This window comes from Helicobacter sp. 219-2, assembly GCF_030053225.1.
GTDB lineage: Bacteria > Campylobacterota > Campylobacteria > Campylobacterales > Helicobacteraceae > Helicobacter > Helicobacter pylori_C.
In genome coordinates this window covers 450,354-473,184 of the sequence record NZ_JASGBS010000001.1, presented here as the reverse complement: position 1 = coordinate 473,184, position 22,831 = coordinate 450,354, and the positions used below count along the sequence as shown (strand labels likewise).

Here is a 22,831-nt window from a genome sequence, read left to right as displayed (position 1 = left end):
GTAATAGGTTACAAATGGAGGTTAAAACGCACAATAAAACTCCAAAGAGCCGACTTTTTTAATCGTAATTTGCTTATGGTTTAATAAAGTTTCTAGATGCTTAAAAGCGTTAGGATCTAGTATTAGGGGGGCTTCTTCTGCGCTTAAAGGGCGCCTGGAAATTAAAGCGAGCAATTCGTCTATACCGCAAGAAATCAATTTTTTGGCTTGAGCAATGGATCGTTTAGGCAAACTCACGCAAAGCCCTTCAAAAAATAAAGAGCATTTTAACAATTCATCTTCGCTCAATTTAGGGGCTTTAAAGCTTGAGGGCCTGTCTATGGTGCTTAAATCCACTCTAGCGGTATTGATTTTTTTTAAAAAGTCAGCGATGAGTTTTAAGTTGTTCGCGCTATCATTCACGCCCTTAATTAACAGCACCTCAGCCACCAGTTGCCCTTGATAAATTTGAGAAAAGCTCAAAATCCCTTCTAAAATCTTGTTAATGTCTTTAGAATAGGGCTTATCCACTCTTTCAAAGGCTTTCAAATCAATAGCGTCTAAAGAAAATTTAACGATGTCAAATTCCTTTAAGGCTTGCTGGACTTTTGGCTCATAAAATAGTGAGCCGTTGCTTAAAATCAAAGTTTTAACACCCTTTAAAAAAGGCTTGATGCTTTGGATAAGCTCTAATAAATGAGGGTATAGAGTGGGTTCGCCATTGGCGGTAATGGTTAAAACATCAATGGGGGTAGCAAGGTTGTTTAGGGCGTTTTGAATGGCGTTAATCAAGGTTTCCACTTTGATCACTTCTTCCATGCGTTCAATGGGCTTGGCTTTACCCAACTCGCAATAAATGCAATTGTAATTGCATTGTTTTTTAGAGGGCGATAGATCCACGCCCAAAGACTTCCCAAAACGCCTGGATAAAACAGGCCCAAAAACGACAGGCGGATTTTCTTTAGCCATCATCTTCCTCTAAAAACACGCGCTCTTTGCATTGGATGCATTCATGCGCCTTTTTTTTGCGATAGATTCTTTCACTCATCAAATAATGGCATTTTTCACAACGCTTGTTGATGGGCTTATGGTTGGATAAAAAACGGCATTTAGGGTAATTGTTGCAGCCATAAAACGAGCCTTTTCTGCTCCTTTTTAAGGCAATATCCCCCCCGCATTCTGGGCATTTCACGCCTTCTATTATTTCGTTTGCGTTAGGGGTGTTTTTTAACGATTTGGTGTTTTTGCATTCAGGGTAGTTGTTGCAAGCTAAAAACGCCCCGTTTCTGCTGAATTTTTGCACCATTTCCCCACCGCATTTTTCGCACAATTCTTGCTTGGCTCCATCATTGGCGCTTTCAGTTTGTCTGACATATTTGCATTTAGGGTAATTATTGCAAGCGATAAACTCCCCATAACGGCTATTTTTTTTGACCAATTCCCCACCGCATTTAGGGCATGATTGGCCGGTTTTTTCATGCACTTTTTGAGAGATGATATTCTTTTTCCCGGCTTCAATTTTATCCATAAAAGGGTAGTAAAAGTCCTTTAAGACTTGCTGATAGTCGGCTTTATTTTGAGCGATATTGTCCAGTTCCTCTTCTAAAGAAGCGCTGAATTTGGAATCCACGATTTCTTCAAAATGCTTTTCTAAAATTTCCATCACCTTAAAAGCGCTCTCTAAAGCGCTGATTTGCTTTTTTTCTACCTTGATGTAGTCTCTGTTTTGTAAGAGGGAAATCGTTGGGGCGTAGGTGCTAGGCCTGCCTATGCCTAAACTTTCTAAAACTTTAATCAAGCTCGCTTCTGAATAGCGCACTGGAGGTTCTGTAACATGGGCGTTGCTCTCTAGTTTTTCTAATTTAATGGGGTCGTTTTCTTTCAAATTGGGGAGCAATTTGTCCTTATCGTCATTGCCTAAAATTTTATAATAGCCATCAAAAAGGAGTTTTCTGCCACTGGCTTTAAACTCGCCTTTTTCGCAAGCCACAACCACGCTTTGGCTTTCAAAAAGAGCGTCTTGCATTTGAGAAGCTAAGAAGCGTTTGTAAATTAAGGTATAGAGCTTTAATTCTTCAGGCTTAAGGTAGTCTTTTAAAGCGTTTGGCTCTAAAACAATAGAGGTGGGCCTGATCGCTTCATGGGCTTCTTGGGCGTTTTTATTCTTGCTGGAATAGACTTTGGCTTTAGGGGGTAAGTAGTCTTTGCCATAGTCTTTTAAAATCTTATTCCTCGCTTCTTCTAAAGCTTCTTTAGCGATATTCAAGCTATCGGTCCTCATGTAAGTGATCACCCCCATAACCCCTTGCGGGGTGGCTACGCCTTCATACAATTTTTGAGCGATGCTCATGGTTTTTGTGGGCGAAAAGCCTAAAAGACTGGAAGCGCTTTGCTGTAAAGTAGAAGTCATGAAAGGGGGCGGTGTGGGGGATTTTTTAGATTTTTTAATAATACTAGAAATAGTATAGCTTTCTTTTTCTAATTCGTTTTTAATCTCTTGAGCTTTTTTTCCATCAATAAGCTCTTGGGCTTTGAGTTTGTTGCCCTTATAGCTAATGAGTTGCGCTTCTAAATGCGACTCAAAATAAGCGTCTAGCGTGAAGTAGGTTAAAGGCTTAAAGGCTTTGATCTCCCTCTCTTTATCAATCACAAGCTTTAAAGCTGCACTTTGCACCCGCCCAGCACTCAAACCTTTAGTGATTTTTGATGAAATCAACGAGCTGAGCTTAAACCCCACGATCCGATCCAAAAAGCGTCTGGCTTGTTGGGCATTGACTTTTGACATGTCAATTTGTCGTGGGGTTTTTAGAGCGTTTAAAATCGCATTTTGCGTGATCTCATGAAAAACAATCCTAGGATAGCTCTCTAATTTCCCCCCAATCAAGCACGCCACATGATAGCCTATCGCTTCCCCTTCTCTGTCTTCATCGGTAGCGATGTAGGTGGTAGATGCCTTTTTAGAAAGCTCTATGATCTGTTTGACAAGCTCTTTATGGTCTTTATCCACGACATAATTAGGAGTGAAGCCTGTTTCATCAATCTTAATGCCTAAAGCGAATTTGGATAAATCCCTAACATGCCCTTTAGAGGCGATGACTTCGTAATTTTTATCCAAAAAATTTTTAATGGTTTTGGCTTTTGCGGGGGACTCTACAATAATAAGGTGCTTCATGGAACGCCTTTAATGAAATGTTTATACCTATTAATGAATGATTGTAGCATAGAATTTTGACTAAACGCCCTATTAAACCATAAAACCCATAACAGCGCTAAAAATCAAAGAGTTGGAACACCCTTTGCTTGAATAACAGCAAATATCTATGCAAAGGATGCAAACATGAGTTTTAGGATAAATACCAATATCGCCGCTTTAACTTCTCATGCGGTAGGGGTTCAAAACAATAGAGACCTTTCAAGCTCGCTTGAAAAGTTAAGCTCAGGGCTTAGGATCAATAAAGCCGCTGACGATTCTAGTGGGATGGCGATCGCTGATAGCTTAAGGAGTCAAAGCGCGAATTTGGGTCAAGCGATCCGCAACGCTAATGACGCTATTGGTATGGTTCAAACCGCAGATAAGGCGATGGATGAGCAAATCAAAATCTTAGACACCATTAAAACCAAAGCCGTTCAAGCCGCTCAAGACGGGCAAACTTTAGAAAGCCGAAAAGCGCTCCAAAGCGATATTCAAAGGTTGTTAGAAGAACTAGACAATATCGCTAACACCACAAGCTTTAATGGCCAACAAATGCTTTCAGGAAGTTTTTCTAACAAAGAATTTCAAATTGGCGCGTATTCTAACACCACGGTTAAAGCGTCTATTGGTTCCACGAGTTCGGATAAAATTGGGCATGTGCGCATGGAAACCTCTTCTTTTAGCGCTGAAGGCATGCTCGCTAGTGCGGCGGCGCAAAACTTGACTGAAGTGGGATTGAATTTCAAACAAGTCAATGGCGTGAATGATTACAAGATTGAAACCGTGCGCATTTCTACAAGCGCTGGCACTGGGATCGGAGCGTTAAGCGAAATCATCAATCGTTTTTCTAACACTTTAGGCGTTAGGGCTTCTTATAATGTCATGGCTACCGGTGGCACTCCCGTGCAATCAGGAACCGTGAAAGATCTTACCATTAATGGCGTAGAAATTGGGACCGTGAATGATGTGCATAAGAACGACGCTGATGGGAGATTGATTAATGCGATAAACTCCGTCAAAGACAGGACCGGCGTGGAAGCGAGCTTGGATATTCAAGGGCGCATTAATTTGCACTCCATTGACGGACGCGCGATTTCTGTGCATGCAACGAGCGCGAGCGGTCAGGTTTTTGGGGGAGGGAATTTTGCAGGGATTTCTGGGACACAGCATGCGGTTATTGGGCGCTTAACTTTGACCAGGACCGACGCTAGAGACATTATCGTTAGTGGTGTGAATTTTAGCCATGTGGGCTTTCATTCCGCTCAAGGGGTGGCAGAATACACCGTGAATTTGAGAGCGGTTAGGGGCATTTTTGATGCGAATGTGGCTTCAGCAGCTGGAGCGAACGCTAATGGCGCGCAAGCTGAAACCAATTCTCAAGGTATAGGGGCTGGGGTAACAAGCCTTAAAGGGGCGATGATTGTGATGGATATGGCGGATTCAGCGCGCACGCAATTAGACAAGATCCGCTCGGATATGGGTTCGGTGCAAATGGAATTGGTTACAACCATCAATAATATTTCTGTAACCCAAGTGAATGTTAAAGCGGCTGAATCTCAAATCAGAGATGTGGATTTTGCTGAAGAGAGCGCGAACTTTTCTAAATACAATATTTTGGCGCAAAGCGGGAGTTTTGCTATGGCGCAAGCGAATGCGGTGCAACAGAATGTCTTAAGGCTTTTACAATAACAGCCCTTTTAATCCAAGGGGGCGTTAGCCCTTTTTATCAGTTATTTTTATAAGTTAGAATGATGGATATTTATCAAAAAAACTTGCAAGCTCTTTTTAAAAAAGACCCTCTCTTGTTCGCACAACTCAAAGCCATTGAAGAAAACAAAAAATACGAAGTGTTTTTAGGGAATGATAGTGCGAATTTCAATCTATTAGATAAAGAAACAAACACGCCCTTATTTGAAAAAAGCCCGCTAGATTCAAGCTTAGAGCTATACAAAAATAGCGAAATTTACATGCTTTATCCTTATTTGTATTATTTTGGTTTGGGTAATGGGGTGTTTTATCGCTTGCTTTTAGGCAATGAAAATTTAAAGCGCTTGGTGGTCATTGAGCCTGAAATAGAGGTTATTTTCATTGTGCTGAATCTCTTGGATTTTTCCACTGAGATTTTAGAAAATCGTTTGATCTTATTGCATGCGGCTTTTTGTAATTACAACATGATCGCTTCATTATTTGATATGGATAAAAAGTCTCGTTTATACGCAAGAATGTATGATTTAAAACTTTTTAACGCTTATTATGAACGATACTCTCATCAAATGATAGAAATCAACCAGCATTTCACGCGCGCTTTAGAGCATGGCGCTATTAGCGTAGGCAATGACGCTAAAGATGCGCTTATAGGCATCAAACAGCATGCCGCTAATTTGCCTGAAGTCATCAAAAGCCCTAGTTTAGTGGATTTTGTGAACACTTTAAAAAACAGAGATACCGCTATTATTGTTTCAACCGGGCCCAGTTTGAACAAGCAACTCCCCCTTTTAAAAGAAATCGCTCCCTACGCCACGCTTTTTTGTATAGACGCTTCTTTCCCTATTTTGGCTAAAGCCGGTATCAAGCCTGATATTGTGCTGTCTTTAGAAAGGGTGGATTTAACGGCGAAATTTTACGAAGAAACCCCCTTAGATTTTCAAGAAGGCGTTATTTTTGCTCTGACTTCCATTGTGCATAAACGATTGATTCAAGCGATTAAAAAGGGGGTTAAACAATTCAGTTTCCGCCCCTTTGGTTATACCAACCTTTTTGGTTTGCACCAGTATGGCTATGTGGGCATAGGCATGAGCGCAGCGAACATGGCGTATGAATTAGTGGTGCATTCTCGTTTCAAAAGATGCGTGTTTATCGGGCAAGATTTGAGCTTTTCACAAAGCGGTAACAGCCACGCTAGTGGGGCGATTTATGGCGATAGAGAGATCAAGCCTAAAAAAGATAAAGACAAGATCTTTACAGAAAAATATGGGGGTAACGGGGAAGTAGAAACCACTTTAGTGTGGAAACTTTTCTTAGAATTTTTTGAAAAAGATATTTTTAACACGCCCTATAAATTAGAAGTCATTAACGCTACTGAAGGGGGGGCTAGGATCAAAGGGACTAAAGAAATGCCCTTTAAAGAAGTGTGCGAAAAAATAGACAAATCCAAGCCAAAGCCTCCTATCAATCTTATTTATCCCACCCAATCAGAACAGGCTAAAAACTTAAAGATCGCTAAACAAAAATGCGAAGAGATCATCCAATACGCCAATGAGAAAAAAACTCAAGTTGAAGAAGTGTTTTTGAAAGTGGCACCATTTTTAGAAGAAGTGGAAAAGCTTCATGAAGAAAAAAAATTAGAAGAGTTGGATTTTAAAAAATTAGAAAATTTGAGCGCTGAAATTGATAATATTAAAGAGCTTTTTGATGACAAGCAATTCAATTCGTATTTTATGGATGCGATACAATCTTACATCTTCCACCAGGAATTGCATATCGCTGAAATCGTGTGTAAAAAAACGAATAATGAAGACGAATTAAGGGCTAAGCAATTAGAATACATTTACGCGCACAAATACTGGCTTTTTAGTTTAGCGGGTGGGATTGATTGCGTGATTGAAGCGATCAAAATGGCTTTAAAAGAATGGTAAAACCCCCTTTTAAATACATATGTCTTTAGGCGTATGTGTCTAGGCTGGAATAAATTTCAGGGGTATTTTCGCCACCAACAAGGTTTTTTACAACTTGGGATTTATCTTTAATCTCGCCGTCGTTATTGATAGCGTTTAAAGCTTGTAACCTGTCAAAATCAGGGGCGTTTTGCGTATTATCTTGGCTGAAACCATTTTGAACGCTGCTTTGTTGTAAATCTTGCTCTACTTGATTCCTGTCCTTTATGGTTGCGTCGTTATTGATATTGTTTAGGGTTTGGAGCTGTGTGAAATTAGGGGTGTAATGGGTGTTGATGGTCATGTTTTATCCTTTTTAGTTTTTTACACGCTCAATCGTGGATCATCATTATAGCAATAATCCATTAAATCGCCCAGTCGTAAAACCTTGCATGAGTTTTCAATCAAATCAAAAACTTCCATGAGTTTAGAAAGCTCCCTGTGGTAGGCAAAAATCCCACACCCCTTAATGAAAACAAAATATTTTTTGCTCTCTTGCAGTTGGCGTAAAATTTCTGTATCCGCTCTTTCTTGCCAGCTGTCATAGTCTTTGGGGTTAAAAATGGAAATTTCTTCGCCCAAAGAACGATACCCTAAATAATCCCTAGGGAGCAATCGGTTGTGGCGCAAGGAATACGCCAAACTATAAGGAGGGCGCGCATAAGCGATGAATTTAGCGTCCAAAAACTCCCTATACACGCTCGCATGAATGGGCGAATCCAGGCTCGCTTCTTTCCAGCGATAATCTATTTTGTCATGCAAAACCAACAAGGTGTTTTCATTCAATTGATCAAAAACAGCGTTTCTTTTATTGATCACAAATTGATTCGTGCCAATGCGCGCTGAAATAGAGCCTTGATAAAGCCCAAAAAAACCCTTTCTAAACATGGATAATGAAATGCTTTGGAGCGAATGAATCAGATTGCTGTCAATACCTCTTGTGTGTGTGTTCATGTTTAGTATGATAACAAGTTTTGTCAGTTTTGTCTAATAGGGGGCATAAGTTAGGGGATCGTTAAAATTAAATTAACTCTATAAAAAATCCTAATTTAATACTAGTAAATAAATTTAGTGATACAGACTAAACTTTAAAGAAAAATCGGGTAATTTTTATCACTTTTTTAAAACAAGTGATAGATTATTAACTTTTTATGCTATAATGCGAGAGTTCTTTCATCAAGAATGGTGATTGACGAGATTTTTCAAATAATGATGTTAAGAAGAATTAAAGTAGGTTCTAATTTGGATAAAAAAGAGAGTTTGTTAGATGCGTTTGTTAAAACCTATCTGCAGATTTTAGAACCCATTAGCTCTAAACGCCTAAAAGAGTTGGCAAACTTGAAAATATCTTGCGCGACGATCAGAAATTATTTTCAAACCCTTTCTAAAGAGGGCATGCTTTATCAAGCCCATTCTAGCGGTGCTAGATTGCCCACTTTTAAGGCGTTTGAAAACTATTGGCAAAAGTCGTTGCGCTTTGAAGTTTTAAAGGTAAATGAAAAACGCCTAAAAAGCGCGAGTGAAAATTTTGGGCTTTTTACGCTGTTAAAAAAACCCAGTTTGGAGCGTTTAGAAAGAGTCATTGAGTGCGAAAAACGCTTTTTGATTTTGGACTTTTTGGCGTTTTCTTGCACGCTAGGTTACAGCGTTAAAATGGAGAACTTTTTATTAGAGCTTGTGGGTAGAAGCGTTAAAGAAGTGCGCTCAATCGCTGCTTCTGTCAATGCGTTGAGTTTGGCTAGGCAATTAGAGCGTTTGGAGTATTCCAACACGCAAATCACACGCTTTAATCTAATGGGGTTAAAAACGCTTTTAAACAGCCCTTTATTTTTTGACATTTTAGGGGGTAAAGTTTTAGAGCGTTTGAAAAAGCCTTTGCATTTTATAGAGCCTGATTGCATGCTAGTAACACGCCCTATAGAATTTCAAAACAAGCGGATGCAACTGCTTTGCGTGGGGAAATTGGAATGCGATTATGAAGGGTTTTTTCAAACTATTTCTAAGGAGGAATAATGAAAGATGAACACAACCAAGAACACGATCATTTAAGCCAAAAAGAGCCAGGATCTTGCGAAAAGGCTTGCGCTTGCAACGAACAACAAGGTGAAGAAATGCAAGAAGCGAGCGAAAAAGAATGCGAGATCAAGGAAGATTTTGAGCTTAAATACCAAGAAATGCACGAAAAATACTTAAGGGTGCATGCGGATTTTGAAAATGTGAAAAAGCGCTTAGAAAGAGACAAGAGCATGGCGTTAGAGTATGCGTATGAAAAAATCGCATTGGATCTATTGCCGGTGATTGATGCGCTTCTTGGGGCTCATAGAAGCGCTATAGAAGTGGATAAAGAGAGCGCTTTAACCAAGGGCTTGGAGCTTACGATGGAAAAGTTGCATGAAGTTTTGGCAAGGCATGGCATTGAGGGGATTGAATGCTTAGAAGAATTTGATCCCAATTTCCACAATGCGATCATGCAAGTCAAAAGCGAAGAAAAAGAAAACGGAAAAATCGTGCAAGTTTTGCAACAGGGCTACAAGTATAAGGGTAGGGTTTTGAGGCCGGCAATGGTGAGCATTGCTAAAAACGATTAAAAACATTTATTTTAAAAGAAAGGATAACACATGGGAAAAGTTATTGGAATTGATTTAGGGACAACCAACTCCGCAATGGCGGTTTATGAAGGCAATGAAGCAAAGATTATTGCTAATAAAGAGGGTAAAAACACCACTCCTTCTATTGTAGCCTTTACGGATAAGGGCGAGATTTTAGTGGGCGAGAGCGCCAAAAGACAAGCGGTAACCAACCCAGAAAAAACCATTTATTCTATTAAAAGAATCATGGGTTTGATGTTTAATGAAGATAAGGCTAAAGAAGCCGAAAAACGCTTGCCTTATAAAATTGTGGATAGGAATGGGGCTTGCGCGATTGAGATTTCGGGTAAAGTTTATACCCCTCAAGAGATTTCAGCCAAAATTTTAATGAAGCTCAAAGAAGACGCTGAAAGTTATTTAGGCGAGAGCGTTACTGAAGCGGTTATCACGGTTCCGGCTTATTTTAACGACAGCCAAAGGAAAGCGACTAAAGAAGCCGGCACGATTGCAGGGCTTAATGTTTTAAGGATCATCAATGAGCCTACAAGCGCGGCGTTAGCTTATGGCTTGGATAAAAAAGAGAGCGAAAAAATCATGGTTTATGATCTGGGTGGGGGGACTTTTGATGTTACCGTTTTAGAAACAGGCGATAATGTTGTAGAAGTTTTAGCCACAGGGGGCGATGCGTTCTTAGGGGGCGATGATTTTGACAATCGTGTGATTGATTTCTTAGCGAGTGAGTTTAAAAGCGAAACGGGTATTGAAATTAAAAACGATGTGATGGCGTTACAACGCTTGAAAGAAGCGGCTGAAAACGCTAAAAAAGAATTGAGCTCTGCGATGGAGACTGAAATCAATTTGCCCTTTATCACTGCAGACGCTACCGGGCCTAAACACTTGGTTAAAAAACTCACTAGGGCTAAATTTGAAAGCTTGACAGAAGATCTCGTGGAAGAAACGATTTCTAAAATTGGAAGCGTGATCAAAGACGCAGGGCTAACTAAAAATGAGATTTCAGAAGTGGTGATGGTGGGTGGCTCCACTCGTATCCCTAAAGTCCAAGAAAGGGTGAAAGCCTTTATCAACAAAGAGTTGAATAAAAGCGTCAATCCTGATGAAGTCGTGGCGGTGGGCGCGAGCATTCAAGGGGGCGTGTTAAAAGGCGATGTGAAAGATGTGCTTTTATTAGATGTTACGCCTTTGAGCCTTGGGATTGAAACTTTAGGGGGCGTGATGACTAAAGTGATTGATAGAGGCACAACTATTCCGGCGAAAAAATCTCAAGTGTTCTCAACCGCTGAAGACAACCAGCCCGCTGTGTCCATTATGGTTTTACAAGGTGAAAGAGAATTAGCAAGGGATAATAAATCGTTGGGTAAATTTGATTTGCAAGGCATCGCGCCCGCTCCAAGAGGCGTGCCGCAAATTGAAGTAACCTTTGATATTGACGCTAACGGGATTTTAACCGTGTCAGCGCAAGATAAAAATACCGGTAAAAGCCAAGAGATTAAAATTTCTGGCTCTAGCGGGTTGTCTGATAGCGAAATTGAAAAAATGGTTAAAGACGCTGAATTGCACAAAGAAGAAGACGCTAGGAAAAAAGAAGTGATTGAAGCGAGAAACCATGCCGATAGTTTGGCACACCAAACCCAAAAGAGCCTTGATGAGCATAAAACGAATTTGAATGAAAACGACGCTAACGAGATTCAAAACGCCATTAACGCTCTTAAAGAGTGCGTCAAAAACGATAATGCTACTAAAGCTGAGCTTGAAGACAAGACAAAATTATTAGCGCAAGCGGCTCAAAAATTAGGCGAAGCCATGGCGAATAAAAACAACGCCGAGCAGTCTAAGAAAAAAGACGACGATGTGATTGATGCGGAAGTGGAGTGAAACGCTTTTAAAAACTTCTTTCAAGCGGGCGGTTTTTTAAATCCGCTTGCTTTTTGATATTCATTAATGGGATACTGATTGCAGAATCTAAAAAACACTCAAAGCGTTTTTTAATCCAAATACCAAAGCTTGATTTTAATCAAGCGATAGTTTTTTGATCCATCTTAATAAGCTAACATTTTATCCTAAACTTATTCCATTTAACGAGTTTAGGCATAATCGCAAAATTGAGTTATTGTTATAGGAGGAATGATGATTATCACCACAATGCAAGACGCCATAGGCCGCACTCCCGTTTTTAAATTCACTAGCAAGGATTACCCCATTCCCACAAAGTCCGCCATTTACGCCAAACTAGAGCATTTAAACCCGGGAGGGAGCGTTAAAGATCGCTTAGGCCAATATCTTATAGAAGAAGGGTTTAAAACGGGTAAAATCACTTCTAAAACAACCATCATTGAGCCTACCGCAGGCAATACCGGCATCGCTCTAGCTTTAGTAGCACTCAAGCACCACCTAAAAACCATCTTTGTTGTCCCGGAAAAATTCAGCACAGAAAAACAGCAAATCATGAGGGCTTTGGGGGCTAAAGTGATCAACACGCCTACTAGCGAGGGGATTTCTGGTGCCATTAAAAAAAGTAAAGAGTTAGCCGAAAGTATCCCTGATAGCTATTTGCCCTTGCAATTTGAAAACCCTGATAATCCCGCCACTTACTACCACACCCTAGCCCCTGAGATTGTCCAAGAATTAGGCGTAGGGCTTACGAGCTTTGTAGCCGGGATAGGGAGTGGTGGCACTTTTGCGGGCACGGCTAGGTATTTGAAAGAACGCATTCCTGCTATTCGCTTGATTGGGGTGGAGCCGGAGGGTTCTATTTTGAATGGGGGAGAGCCTGGCCCTCATGAGATTGAGGGCATTGGCGTGGAGTTTATCCCTCCTTTTTTTGCAAACTTGGATATTGATGGCTTTGAAACGATTTCAGATGAAGAGGGTTTTAGCTACACTAGGGAGTTAGCCAAGAAAAACGGCTTATTAGTGGGGAGCTCTAGCGGGGCAGCTTTTGTAGCAGCATTGAAAGAAGCGCAACGCCTCCCAGAAGGCAGCCAGGTTTTAACCATTTTCCCAGATGTTGCCGATCGTTATCTCTCAAAAGGTATTTATTTATAAATTCATCAAAAGGAAAAATCATGCACATGCAAACAAAATTAATCCATGGGGGTATTAGTGAGGACGCAACAACCGGGGCGGTGAGCGTGCCTATTTATCAAACTTCCACCTACCGCCAAGACGCCATAGGCCGCCATAAGGGCTATGAATACTCTCGATCAGGCAACCCCACACGCTTTGCTTTAGAAGAACTTATCGCCGATTTAGAAGGGGGGGTTAAGGGGTTTGCTTTTGCCTCTGGACTAGCTGGGATCCACGCCGTTTTTTCCCTCTTGCAATCAGGCGATCATGTGTTATTAGGCGATGATGTCTATGGGGGGACTTTTCGCTTGTTCAATAAAGTGCTTGTCAAAAACGACCTTTCTTGCACCATTATAGACACTAGCGATATATCCCAAATTAAAAAGGCTATCAAGCCCAACACCAAAGCCCTTTATTTGGAAACCCCTAGTAACCCCTTGCTTAAAATCACGGATTTAGCGCAATGCGCTAGTGTTGCTAAAGATCATGGTTTGCTCACTATCGTGGATAACACCTTTGCCACCCCCTATTGCCAAAACCCGCTTCTTTTGGGGGCGGATATTGTGGTGCATAGTGGCACCAAATACTTGGGCGGGCATAGCGATGTGGTCGCTGGGCTTGTAACCACTAATAATGAAGCGCTAGCCCAAGAGATCGCTTTTTTCCAAAACGCTATCGGTGGGGTTTTAGGCCCTCAAGACAGCTGGCTGTTGCAAAGAGGGATTAAAACGCTAGGATTGCGCATGGAAGCCCATCAAAAAAATGCCCTTTGCGTGGCTGAGTTTTTAGAAAAACACCCTAAAGTGGAAAGGGTTTATTACCCGGGTCTAAGTGCTCACCCTAACCACGAACTGGCCAAAAAACAGATGCGTGGCTTTAGCGGGATGCTCTCTTTCACTCTCAAAAATGACAGCGAGGCGGTTGCTTTTGTAGAAAGCCTTAAGCTATTCATTTTAGGCGAGAGTTTGGGCGGAGTGGAAAGTTTGGTGGGGATTCCAGCGCTTATGACCCATGCGTGTATCCCCAAAGCGCAACGAGAAGCTGCCGGGATTAGAGATGGTCTGGTGCGCTTGTCTGTGGGGATTGAGCATGAACAGGATTTGTTAGAAGATTTAGAGCAAGCGTTCGCTAAAATAGGCTAAAGTTTAACATTTATAAACTAAAGGAGTTAAAAACATGAAAACACCAAAAATGAATGTAGAGAGTTTTAATTTGGATCACACCAAAGTCAGAGCCCCTTATGTGCGTATCGCTGATCGCAAAAAGGGCGTTAATGGGGATTTGATTGTCAAATACGATGTGCGTCTCAAACAGCCCAACAAAGATCACATGGACATGCCAAGCTTGCACTCTTTAGAGCATTTAGTCGCTGAGATTATCCGTAACCACGCCAGTTATGTTGTGGATTGGTCGCCTATGGGTTGCCAAACGGGATTTTATCTCACGGTGTTAAACCATGACAATTACACAGAGATTTTAGAGGTTTTAGAAAAGACGATGCAAGATGTGTTAAAGGCTACAGAAGTGCCTGCCAGCAATGAAAAGCAATGCGGTTGGGCGGCTAACCACACTTTAGAGGGCGCTAAGAATTTAGCACGCGCTTTTTTAGACAAACGCGCTGAGTGGCCTGAAGTGGGGGTTTGATTGGTGGGGGGAATGGTTTTTACTCTTTTGCCCCTTACTCATTTTAGCGTTACATTCCAATCAAAAATATCAGTGTTAATATTGTGTAAAATTAATGTTATGAATCTCTTGGTTTAGAAGGATTTCAATGAAAAAATTGGTTTTAATCATCTTTTTAACGCTAACGCTTTCAATATCTGCAAAAGAAGTAAAAATAGTGTTTTTAGAAACTTCAGACATTCATGGGCGGCTTTTTTCGTATGATTATGCGACTGGCGAGCAAAAACCCAATAATGGCCTGACAAGGATTGCGACTTTAATCAAAAAGCAGAGGGCTGAGAATAAAAATGTGGTTTTGATTGACAGCGGGGATTTGTTGCAGGGTAATAGCGCGGAGTTGTTTAATGATGAGCCTATCCACCCGCTAGTTTTAGCCGAGAATGATTTGAAATTTGATATTCGTGTGCTTGGGAATCACGAGTTTAATTTTAGCAAGGATTTTTTAGAGAAAAATATCAAGGGGTTTAATGGCGATGTTGTGAATGCGAATATCATCAAAACTGCGGACAATAAGCCGTTTGTAAAACCTTATGCGGTTAAAAAAATTGATGGCGTGAGGGTGGCGGTTGTGGGGTATGTGGTGCCGCATATCCCCACTTGGGAAGCCTCTACGCCTGAACATTTTGCAGGATTGGAGTTTTTGGACGCTGAAGAAGCGTTAAAAAAGACCTTAAAAGAGCTAAAAGGGAAGTATGATATTTTGATTGGCACTTTTCATTTGGGGCGAGAAGATGAGAAAGGTGGCGATGGAGTCCCTGATCTGGCGAAAAAATTCCCGCAATTTGACATCATTTTTGCAGGGCATGAGCATGCGGTTTATAACACCAAAATAGGAAAGGTGCATACCATTGAGCCTGGAGCGTATGGAGCTTATCTGGCAAAGGGCGTGGTGGTGTTTGACACCAAAACGAAGAAAAAAATCATAACGACTGAAAATTTACCCACAAAAGGCGTGCCAGAAGATGAAGAATTAGCGAAAAAATATGAATATGTGGATAAAAAATCAAAAGAATACGCTAATGAAGTTGTCGGCGAAGTTACAAAAACCTTTATTGACAGGCCTGATTTTATCACAGGAGAAGAAAAAATCACCACGATGCCCACCGCCGCATTGCAAGAAACACCGGTGATAGAATTGATCAATAAAGTGCAAAAATATTATGCAAAAGCCGATGTTTCAGCGGCAGCCTTATTCAATTTTGGCGCCAATTTGAAAAAAGGGCCTTTCAAAAGAAAAGATGTCGCCTATATTTACAAGTTCGCTAATACGCTCATTGGAGTGAAAATAACGGGTGAAAATCTGTTGAAATACATGGAATGGTCGTATCAATTCTACAATCAGTTGCAACCAGGAGATTTGACGATCAGTTTTAATGAAAATATTCGTGGTTATAACTTTGATATGTTTTCTGGCGTGAAATACCAAGTTGATGTTACAAAACCCGCCGGATCAAGGATTATTAATCCGACGATCAACAACAAACCCATTGACCCCAAAGCGATCTATAAATTAGCGATCAACAATTACCGATTTGGGACATTATCCAAGACATTAAATTTGGTTACAGACGCTAATAGGTATTATAATTCTTACGATGAATTGCAAGATAACGGGCAAATACGAGATTTAATCGTCAAATACATCACAGAAGAAAAAGGCGCAAAAGTAACCCCTGAATTGGAGGGTAATTGGGAAATCATCAACTACGATTTCAAAAACCCGTTGCTGGAAAAATTGAGAGAAAAATTAAAAGAGGGGAGCATCAAAATCCCCACTTCAAAGGACGGGAGGACTTTGAATGTCAAATCCATTAAGGAAAGTGAAGTTAAATAAAATTTTTTATTTTTATTATTCATTATTTAAGCCTAACTTAAAAAAGGGTGTTATATAATCCTAGATTGTTGGCTTTTTCACTTTTTCAGTGGTTTTCAAATAACTGGGTTTTAATTTTATTTTGCGTCTCTCATTTTTCGGGGGGGGGCATTTAGAAGCTGAATCCTAAAATTAGGGTTTGACTTAAAAATGATTGATAGGAGATAAATGGTGTTTTTTTCAATGTTTTCTTCGTTGGGGACTCGTATTATGTTTGTCGTGTTAGCCGCTCTTTTAGGTTTAGGGGGGCTTTTTATTGGTTTTGTAAAGGTTATGCAAAAAGATGTGTTAACGCAACTCATGGAGCATTTAGAAACCGGGCAATACAAAAAGCGTGAAAAAACGCTCACTTACATGACAGAGATTATTGAACAGGGCATTCATGAGTATTACAAAAGTTTTGATAACGCTACTGCAAGAAAAATGGCGTTGGATTATTTTAAACGCATTAACGACGATAAGGGCATGATTTACATGGTGGTGGTGGATAAAAACGGGGTGGTATTGTTTGATCCGGTCAATCCTAAAACCGTAGGCCAATCAGGGCTTGACGCTCAAAGCGTTGATGGGGTGTATTATGTTAGGGGGTATTTGGAAGCGGCTAAAAAAGGGGGAGGCTACACTTATTATAAAATGCCTAAATACGATGGAGGCGTGCCGGAGAAAAAATTCGCCTACTCGCATTATGATGAAGTGTCTCAAATGGTGATCGCAACGACTTCTTATTACACTGACATTAACACAGAAAATAAAGCGATTAAAGAAGGCGTCAATAAGGTTTTTAATGAAAACACCACGAAATTATTCCTTTGGATACTGACAGCGACAATAGCGTTAGTGGTTTTGACGCTCATATACGCTAAATTAAGGATCGTGAAACGCATTGATGAATTGGTTTTTAAAATCAGCGCTTTCAGCCATGGGGATAAGGATTTGAGGGCCAAAATTGATGTGGGTGATCGCAACGATGAAATCTCGCAAGTGGGCCGTGGGGTCAATTTGTTTGTGGAAAACGCCCGCTTGATTATGGAAGAGATTAAAGGGATTTCCACCCTCAATAAAACTTCAATGGATAAATTAGTCCAAATCACGCAAGAAACCCAAAAGAGCATGAAAAATTCATCAACCACCCTAAATTCCGTAAAAAATAAAGCCACTGATATAGCGAGCATGATGAATGCTTCCATAGAGCAGTCTCAAGGGTTAAGGAAGCGTTTAATTGAAACGCAAGCGTTTGTCAAAGAGAGTAAGGATGCGATCGGGGATTTATTTTCTCAAATCACAGAGAGCGCGCACACTGAAGAGGAACTCTCTAGCCAAGTGGAGCAACTCAGCCGTAACGCTGATGATGTCAAATCCATTTTGGATATTATCAATGATATTGCCGATCAAACCAATCTTTTAGCCCTAAATGCGGCTATTGAAGCCGCAAGAGCCGGCGAGCATGGCAGGGGCTTTGCGGTGGTGGCTGATGAGGTTAGGAATTTAGCCGGGCGCACTCAAAAGTCTTTAGCCGAAATCAATTCCACTATCATGGTGATTGTCCAAGAAATCAATGCCGTAAGCTCGCAAATGAATCTCAATTCGCAAAAAATGGAGAGCTTGAGCGATATGAGTAAAAGCGTGCAAGAAACTTATGAAAAAATGAGTTCTAATTTAAGCTCAGTCGTGCAAGACAGCAATCAAAGCATGGACGATTACGCCAAATCCGGACACCAAATTGAAGCTATGGTAAGCGATTTTGTAGAAGTGGAAAAAGTGGCTTCTAAGACTTTAGCTGATTCTTCAGATATTTTAAACATCGCTACACATGTAAGCGAAACGACCATGAATTTAGACAAACAAGTGAATTTATTTAAAACTTAATTGGGGGGAGTTTATTAAAAAGGGTTGGATTGTTAAAAGTTTCTGTGATCACGGCGTGTTTTAATAGCGAAAAAACCCTTGAAGACACCATTCTTTCCGTGCTTAATCAAACTTATAAAAACATTGAATACATCATTATAGACGGATCTAGCACGGATGGCACTTTAGAAATCATTCAAAAATACAAAGATAGAATCGCTTGCGTAATGAGTGAAAAAGATAAGGGCATTTATGACGCTATGAATAAAGGCATAAAGCGTTCTAGTGGGGATATTATCGCTTTATTGAATAGCGATGATTTTTACAAAGATGAGTTTGTGGTAGAAAAAGTGGTGCATGAGTTTGAAAACAAAAATTGCGATAGCGTGTATGCGGATCTGGTGTTTGTCAAACCTGATTGTTTAGAAAAAGTGGTCCGTTATTATGAAAGCGGGGAGTTTAACCCTAAAACCTTGCTTTATGGTGTGGCGCCAGCACACCCTACGCTTTTTGTCAAAAAAGCCATTTATGAACGCTATGGGCTTTACAAAACCGATTATAAGATTTCAGCGGATTTTGAGATGATTATCCGCTTGTTTGTGGTGCAAAAAATAAGCTTTTCTTATTTGAAAGAAGTGTTAGTCGTCATGCGCACCGGTGGGGTTAGCACGAATGGGTTTAAAAGCCTTTTATTAAGGAATAAAGAAAATATAAGAGCATGCCAAGAAAACGGCATTCAAGCGAATGTTTTTTCCATGCTTTTAAAATACCCTAGAAAAGTCATGGGCTTATTTAAAAGAGAGTCTAAAGGGAGTCTAAAACGAAACGATTAAAGAAAGATTAGCATTAAATCGTGGTTTGAATCTTTCTTGATGGTTATTATAGGTGTAAAAAACATTCCTCACTAAAGGCACTTCAATCCCAAACTGCAAGGACAAATAGCCGATAAAATCCACGATAAAACCAAAGCGAAAAGGGGCTTGAAAAAAGGTTTTCTTGGTTCTAGGAATGATTGTTGTGATAGCGCCGGATTTAATCGTATCCACCAATAACACCCCTTGCTCTAAAGCGATTCCTAAATAGCTCCTAAAACGATAGGTTTTTTTATCCACAAAAATCCAAGAAAAATCTAACGCGCCCCCATAATTTTGCACCATTAGGATTTGAGGCTGGGAGAGCGAAACGGAATGGGAATAGTTATAGACGCTAAAGATTCTAAAACCGACTTTAGGGTGGTTTCTTAAAAAATGCTCCAAGCCCGTAGCGGTATTAAACCCTATGCTATTAGCCAGAATAGTCAAGTTTTGGTTAGTGGTTGAATAAGTAGCTTGCGAATAGTTGTATCCAAAAATAAAGAAAAATTTAAGGCTTTTTTCTAAAGCCCTTTTTAAGATTTCTTGGTTTTTGTCTAGAACTTTCTGTTTTTCATTGTTTTTATCAAGGGTTAGGGGTTTAGGTTTGTCGTCTTCATTCTTGTTTTTAAAATTCTCTAAGAATTGAGACCAAGTGATTTCTTTAGCTTCTAAAAAGAGTGGATTCAACGACAAAAAAAGATAAATACTAAATAGAGTTTTCAAATACAGCCTTAAACTTTTTGTGGCTATTGTGCCTAATTATCTTAAATTGATTTTAAATTACTTGTATGTTTTTATACAACCCCCCAACACGACCGCTTTTTTAAGAATTTATCGCTCAATTAAAGTTTGGCTTAGAGCAAATAAAACACCTTTTCTTCTTGAAAAATGCTTTTAATTTCCACAAAAAGGGTTTTTTCTATGCGTTCTTCTAGCACGATAATAGGGTTTATGCTCTCGCTCCCGCTCACTAACGCCCTTAAAGACAACTCTTCTTCATAATTTAAGGGGTTAAGGTTTAACTCTTTTAAATTATCGTAGTTTTTTGCCATAAGAGTATTAAGGCCTTCTAAAGTCAAAAACAAGGTTTCATCTCTTTGGCTATAACCCACTAGCGCGTTTAAACGCTGGGAAAAAACCCACCTTAAATCGTTAATCCTTACTTTAGCCTTACTTTTAGAGCGCGCTAGAATATAACAATTCAAAGGGTTTGAATTTTTAGAAAGCCACACGCCCCCATTCAATAAGCGGTAAGTTGCGATCGTTTTTTGGGCTAAAGAAGGCTTATTAGCATCCTTTTTAGCTGCGTCTAGTTCTCTAAAAACTTGCGTTCTTTCTTCAACGCTTGCGGGTAAAATCTGGCGTTTTAAAGGCGAGTAAAGCTCAAAGGGGCTTCTGTTTTGGGATTCTTTTTGGATTTTTAAAGCGAATTGGCAACCGCAATAATTTTGCCGATAAAGCTCGTTTTCTCTCGCTAAAGCTTGCAAGTTTAAATCCAACTCGCTCTTAAAATGTTCAAAATTATCGTTTCTAAACACAACAAATTCCAAATTGTGCCTTTGCGCGATGTGTTGTCCCTTAGCGATAAGCTGGTTAGGGTCTTTTTTAGGGCTTGTGAGTAAGGTGGTGGTGAATTTTTCTTCCCCTAATTCAAAGGCTTTTAGAGCGCTCGCTTCTAAGCGTAAATCAAAGCACTCAAAACAGCGCTCGCTTTTTTCCCCTAACAATTCCTTACCCTTAGCCTTATCTAAAAATTTTTCTAATTCATAATCGCCTTCAAGCAATTCAATTTCTAGCATCTCGCAAGTGCGTTTCACATCTTCTAAACGCAACAAGTATTCGCTATAAGGGTGGATATTGGGGTTATAAAAAAACCCTATTATTTTTTCACCCACAAAAGCCTCTTTAGCCTTTTTTAAAAAATAGAGGTTATCCACTGAGCAACAAATATGAATGAGCATTAAAACTGCTTTTTATTCACATCTTCTAAAATATCGTTAGAGACTTTGTCAATTTCTTGACTGATTTCTAAAGAATCGCTAGCGATTTTTAGATTGCCCTCAGTAACCGATCTTAAGGCTTCAATAGAAGCGTTGATTTCTTCCACTTCTTTAACCTGGTTTTTAATGCTCTCGCTCGTGTCTGAAATGCTTTGAACGAGAATATTAATATTAGCTTCAATCTCGCTGAGCGATTTTTGCGTCCTTTCAGCGAGCTTCCTCACTTCATCAGCCACCACCGCAAAGCCTCTGCCATGCTCGCCGGCTCTTGCGGCTTCAATAGCAGCGTTTAGGGCTAAAAGATTGGTTTGATCAGCGATGTCTCTGATGATTTCTACAATGCTTTTAATGTCTTGGCCTTGTTCAATCATGGCTTCACTTTGAGAGCTCACGCCTTGAATAGAAGTGGTGATATTTTCTATCGTTTTAGAAGTTTCCATCAAGCTTTTGTGTTGGGAGTTTGAAGCCTTTTCTAAATTCTGCACGCATTCTTTTAAATTCGCGCTATCGTTCGCTAAATCTTTGGCAAAATTAGACGAAGTTTCTAGCATTTTTTGGATTTCTTGCCCTAAAGCGTTAGTAACCAGTTCCACCCTACCCGAAGCGTTTTGGATCCGACCTCTAAAATCCAAACCAGAATAGCTTTCAAAGATTTTGAAAATGCTTGGCATGTGAGTCCCTACGCTTTCTTGCAAATAATCCATGATCCCATTTAGCGCATCTCTCAATTCTTTCAAATCAGGGCTTGCGGGCTCAGCCGTGATGCGCACCGCAAAATTCCCTTTTTTCACATCTGAAACCACTTTAATGGTGTCTTGAACGGCTTGCTTGTCTTCTTGCATGGTTTTTTGGGTTTGCAAGATATTTTTATTGATCGCTGTTTGCATGCGCCCTAATTCGTCATTAGATTTCGTTTCAACCAATTTAATATCGCTGGAATTGGCTTGATTGTTCAATAATTTGAAGAAATGAGATAAAGTGCTAGAAACGGCTTCCAAACGATTGCTCACAATCGCTCGCATTAAGAGAGTGATCGCTATAATCAAGGCTAACACCATGATCGCGCTCGCTACGATCACCACAAAACGCACCGAGCCTACTTGCTCATAGACCTTGTCTTTTTCAATGATTAAAGCGATCATCCAATTAAGATTGTCTTTACTTTCTGTTTTGCCTAGCATTCTAAAGGTTTCAACGGCTAAAAAATTCTCCTTATGGCTGAAGGGATCCAGGTATTCTAAAGTCGCTTTAGAGCCGTTTTCTAAAATAGCCATCACTTCGTTGGTGGCTTTAGGCACGCTCTTATAAATTTCTGCGATAGATCGGTCTTGCAAACTCTTATTCGCGCTCAAAAGCACTTTACCTTTAACGCCAATTAAAAACAAATCGCTCCTGTTTTTAGTGATTTCATTGCTGAAGCTGTCAATAGAAAAGAAAATCATCAAAGCCCCTACAACCTCTTTTGTGTTTTCACTCAATAAAGGTAAAGAAATATCAACCCCATAAACTTCCGCCCCATTAGGCATTTTCCTATAATAACCCAAGCTTTTAGAAATTTCTTTATTTTTCATCGTTTTTTGCACTAAAGGGTTATTCCCCAATGACGGATTTTCCATTAGCTTAATCGTATCGTTATCCCTTAAAAGCGTTAATCTTAAATCTTCTCTGTCTTTAAAAAACATGCTCACCCCAGCGACATGCGAATTGGCTAAAATGAAGTTTTTTAACAAGTTGATTTTGATTTCTCTTTTGGTGTCTTTAGGGAGCATTTCTTTGATAATGCCCATGCTCGTATAAGCGTTTTCTAGAACCCCTTGCACTTCCTTAACCTTGAAATGCAAACTATCTTGCATAGAACGCAGAGCGTTTTCTTTTAAAATCTCTTTCACCCTGCTGTTTAAGGACACCCCTAAAATGCTCACGCACACGATCACAATCAACGCCACGAACAATATGATTTTATTACCGATACTCAAACCTTTAGACAAAACACAACCTTACTATGATGGAATTTTTTGCCCATTTGCGGCAAAATTTTAAACCGCATTATAGTATTATAAGCATAAATCAAAAATTAAA

The 22,831-nt window shown here is 40.0% G+C and carries 18 protein-coding genes; 11 read left to right on the top strand and 7 right to left on the bottom strand.

What is annotated here, in order from left to right:
• Positions 1 to 21: 21 nt before the first annotated feature.
• Positions 22 to 948 carry a radical SAM protein gene (locus P6280_RS02385; protein ID WP_283236886.1) on the bottom strand — a complete coding sequence of 309 codons (927 nt, stop codon included), beginning with the start codon at positions 946 to 948 and terminating at the stop codon, positions 22 to 24.
• Positions 941 to 3,151 (bottom strand): type I DNA topoisomerase, encoded by a 2,211-nt coding sequence (gene topA, locus P6280_RS02380; protein ID WP_283236885.1) that lies wholly within the window; start codon positions 3,149 to 3,151, stop codon positions 941 to 943. Before topA ends, P6280_RS02385 begins: the two co-directional genes overlap by 8 nt.
• A 165-nt stretch (positions 3,152 to 3,316) precedes the next feature.
• On the opposite strand from topA, the gene P6280_RS02375 reads away from it, so the two are divergent.
• Positions 3,317 to 4,861, top strand: a complete 1,545-nt coding sequence (locus P6280_RS02375; RefSeq protein WP_000009993.1) for a flagellin B — start codon at positions 3,317 to 3,319, stop codon at positions 4,859 to 4,861.
• A gap of 62 nt (positions 4,862 to 4,923) precedes the next feature.
• The gene (locus P6280_RS02370; protein ID WP_283236884.1) at positions 4,924 to 6,807 is read left to right on the top strand and encodes a motility associated factor glycosyltransferase family protein; all 1,884 of its coding nucleotides are present in this window, start codon (positions 4,924 to 4,926) and stop codon (positions 6,805 to 6,807) included.
• Positions 6,808 to 6,832: 25 nt separating this feature from the next.
• On the opposite strand, the gene P6280_RS02365 is transcribed toward P6280_RS02370, so the two are convergent.
• Both P6280_RS02365 and P6280_RS02360 read right to left on the bottom strand, forming a co-directional pair.
• Positions 6,833 to 7,129, bottom strand: a complete 297-nt coding sequence (locus P6280_RS02365) for a hypothetical protein (protein ID WP_283236883.1) — start codon at positions 7,127 to 7,129, stop codon at positions 6,833 to 6,835.
• 20 nt (positions 7,130 to 7,149) lie between these two features.
• Positions 7,150 to 7,779, bottom strand: a complete 630-nt coding sequence (locus tag P6280_RS02360) for a class II aldolase and adducin N-terminal domain-containing protein (protein ID WP_014535319.1) — start codon at positions 7,777 to 7,779, stop codon at positions 7,150 to 7,152.
• Positions 7,780 to 8,007: 228 nt separating this feature from the next.
• On the opposite strand from P6280_RS02360, the gene P6280_RS02355 reads away from it, so the two are divergent.
• The 9 genes from P6280_RS02355 (at position 8,008) to P6280_RS02315 (ending at position 18,731) form a co-directional block, all read left to right on the top strand.
• A complete protein-coding gene (locus P6280_RS02355) occupies positions 8,008 to 8,838 on the top strand; it encodes an HrcA family transcriptional regulator (RefSeq protein WP_283236882.1) in 831 nt (276 codons plus the stop codon).
• On the top strand, positions 8,838 to 9,413 hold the full coding sequence (grpE, locus tag P6280_RS02350; RefSeq protein ID WP_283236881.1) for a nucleotide exchange factor GrpE: 576 nt from the start codon (positions 8,838 to 8,840) through the stop codon (positions 9,411 to 9,413). Before P6280_RS02355 ends, grpE begins: the two co-directional genes overlap by 1 nt.
• A gap of 30 nt (positions 9,414 to 9,443) precedes the next feature.
• Positions 9,444 to 11,306, top strand: coding sequence for a molecular chaperone DnaK (gene dnaK, locus P6280_RS02345; RefSeq protein ID WP_283236880.1), 1,863 nt, complete (start codon positions 9,444 to 9,446; stop codon positions 11,304 to 11,306).
• A gap of 252 nt (positions 11,307 to 11,558) precedes the next feature.
• Entirely contained in the window at positions 11,559 to 12,476 is a 918-nt protein-coding gene (locus tag P6280_RS02340) for an O-acetylserine-dependent cystathionine beta-synthase (RefSeq protein ID WP_283236879.1), read from the top strand.
• A gap of 20 nt (positions 12,477 to 12,496) precedes the next feature.
• The gene (locus P6280_RS02335; RefSeq protein WP_283236878.1) at positions 12,497 to 13,639 is read left to right on the top strand and encodes a cystathionine gamma-synthase; all 1,143 of its coding nucleotides are present in this window, start codon (positions 12,497 to 12,499) and stop codon (positions 13,637 to 13,639) included.
• A gap of 34 nt (positions 13,640 to 13,673) precedes the next feature.
• Positions 13,674 to 14,141 (top strand): S-ribosylhomocysteine lyase, encoded by a 468-nt coding sequence (locus P6280_RS02330; protein ID WP_283236877.1) that lies wholly within the window; start codon positions 13,674 to 13,676, stop codon positions 14,139 to 14,141.
• A gap of 172 nt (positions 14,142 to 14,313) precedes the next feature.
• The gene (locus P6280_RS02325; protein WP_349306388.1) at positions 14,314 to 16,014 is read left to right on the top strand and encodes a bifunctional metallophosphatase/5'-nucleotidase; all 1,701 of its coding nucleotides are present in this window, start codon (positions 14,314 to 14,316) and stop codon (positions 16,012 to 16,014) included.
• A 207-nt stretch (positions 16,015 to 16,221) separates the two neighbouring features.
• Positions 16,222 to 17,919 (top strand): methyl-accepting chemotaxis protein TlpB, encoded by a 1,698-nt coding sequence (gene tlpB / locus P6280_RS02320; RefSeq protein WP_283236875.1) that lies wholly within the window; start codon positions 16,222 to 16,224, stop codon positions 17,917 to 17,919.
• Between the two features lie 29 nt (positions 17,920 to 17,948).
• The gene (locus P6280_RS02315) at positions 17,949 to 18,731 is read left to right on the top strand and encodes a glycosyltransferase family 2 protein (RefSeq protein WP_283236874.1); all 783 of its coding nucleotides are present in this window, start codon (positions 17,949 to 17,951) and stop codon (positions 18,729 to 18,731) included.
• On the opposite strand, the gene P6280_RS02310 is transcribed toward P6280_RS02315, so the two are convergent.
• From P6280_RS02310 to tlpA, 3 genes are all read right to left on the bottom strand, one after another.
• Positions 18,714 to 19,475 (bottom strand): outer membrane beta-barrel protein, encoded by a 762-nt coding sequence (locus P6280_RS02310; protein ID WP_120818797.1) that lies wholly within the window; start codon positions 19,473 to 19,475, stop codon positions 18,714 to 18,716. The genes P6280_RS02315 and P6280_RS02310 overlap by 18 nt on opposite strands.
• Positions 19,476 to 19,606: 131 nt before the next feature.
• A complete protein-coding gene (locus P6280_RS02305; protein ID WP_180584103.1) occupies positions 19,607 to 20,713 on the bottom strand; it encodes an epoxyqueuosine reductase QueH in 1,107 nt (368 codons plus the stop codon).
• Positions 20,713 to 22,740 carry a methyl-accepting chemotaxis protein TlpA gene (gene tlpA / locus P6280_RS02300; RefSeq protein WP_283236873.1) on the bottom strand — a complete coding sequence of 676 codons (2,028 nt, stop codon included), beginning with the start codon at positions 22,738 to 22,740 and terminating at the stop codon, positions 20,713 to 20,715. Before tlpA ends, P6280_RS02305 begins: the two co-directional genes overlap by 1 nt.
• Positions 22,741 to 22,831: the final 91 nt, after the last annotated feature.